General features: G+C 57.1%; 2 protein-coding genes. Both read left to right on the forward strand.

Annotation, left to right across the window (positions count from 1 at the left end; genetic code table 11):
- Positions 1 to 387: 387 nt before the first annotated feature.
- Positions 388 to 744, forward strand: a complete 357-nt coding sequence (locus tag DWY93_RS16805) for a hypothetical protein (RefSeq protein WP_073929958.1) — start codon at positions 388 to 390, stop codon at positions 742 to 744.
- Positions 731 to 987 (forward strand): DNA cytosine methyltransferase (locus DWY93_RS16810; RefSeq protein ID WP_147324231.1); only part of this gene is annotated, 257 nt, incomplete at its 3' end. The genes DWY93_RS16805 and DWY93_RS16810, both read left to right, overlap by 14 nt.

The raw sequence follows: 987 nt of genomic DNA on the forward strand, positions 1-987 counted from the left end.
ATCAAGCTGCTGGACGACTGGAAGGGTCAGCAGAAGGAACATGAAAAGCCGGAGAAGAAAACCGAACAGGAAAAGTAAGCCCAAACTTCGGGTCAGCATGGCCCGAGGATTACGGGGCTCTGCCCCGCGCCCCGAAGCTCTGGAGATATAAATTATTCCCCGTCGCCAGTTATTCCGTAGCATAGCCGGGAAAATCAGTCAAGGGCAGCGCCGCCGCAGGCGGTGCCAGAGGCACCCTTGACGGATTTCTCCCGGTTATGCTTTTTCCCGGTCAAGCGACGGGGATATAAATTCTCCAGAGCCGTTCCCCTTCCCGGGGGAAGGGGCGGAGGGGTTGGGCGAACTATTGCTTTTCCCTAAACCTAAACAGAAATGGAGGCTCAACCAATGAAACGACCTTTAGCATACCTGAGCGCCGCATGGAGCGGCGAGCCGGATGTTGATATGGAGCTGGCGGCCCACTACTGCCGTCTTGCTTATGAGTCGGGCTTTTCCCCGATCTGCCCGCTCTTGTATCTGCCGCTGTTTTTGAATGACAGCGTTCCCGAGGAACACAAGGCCGGGATTGATATGCGCCGGGATATGCTGCGGCGCTCCCACACCCTGATCGTCTGCGGCAGCGCTGTGGATGAGGATGTAAAAAACGATATTGCGGTTGCCGGGCGGCTGGGCATTGCGGCGACCACACTGGAAGGGGTGCTTGCCGTGAAGGGACACGGCACCCCGGGCCATGCCGGACATTAAGCTGGGAAGCCTTTTTGACGGGATCGGCGTGTTCCCTCTGGCTGCTTCCCGGTGCGGTATCCGTCCGGTATGGGCCAGTGAGATTGAAAAAGCGCCCATCTCCATAACCAAAAGGCACTTTCCCGACATGGTGCATTTGGGGGATATTACGAAGGTGGACGGCGGGAAAATCCCACCTGTCCATATAATTACCTTCGGTTCCCCCTGTCAGAACCTTTCTCTGATCGGCAACCGCTCCGGCCT

It is taken from the genome of Clostridium sp. AF28-12 (genome assembly GCF_003435225.1).
Lineage (GTDB): Bacteria > Bacillota > Clostridia > Lachnospirales > Lachnospiraceae > Pilosibacter > Pilosibacter fragilis.

Bases quoted from the DNA above. Each gene is read 5' to 3' on its own strand.
- DWY93_RS16805 (WP_073929958.1), top strand. From the start codon at position 388: ATGAAACGACCTTTAGCATACCTGAGCGCCGCATGGAGCGGCGAGCCG.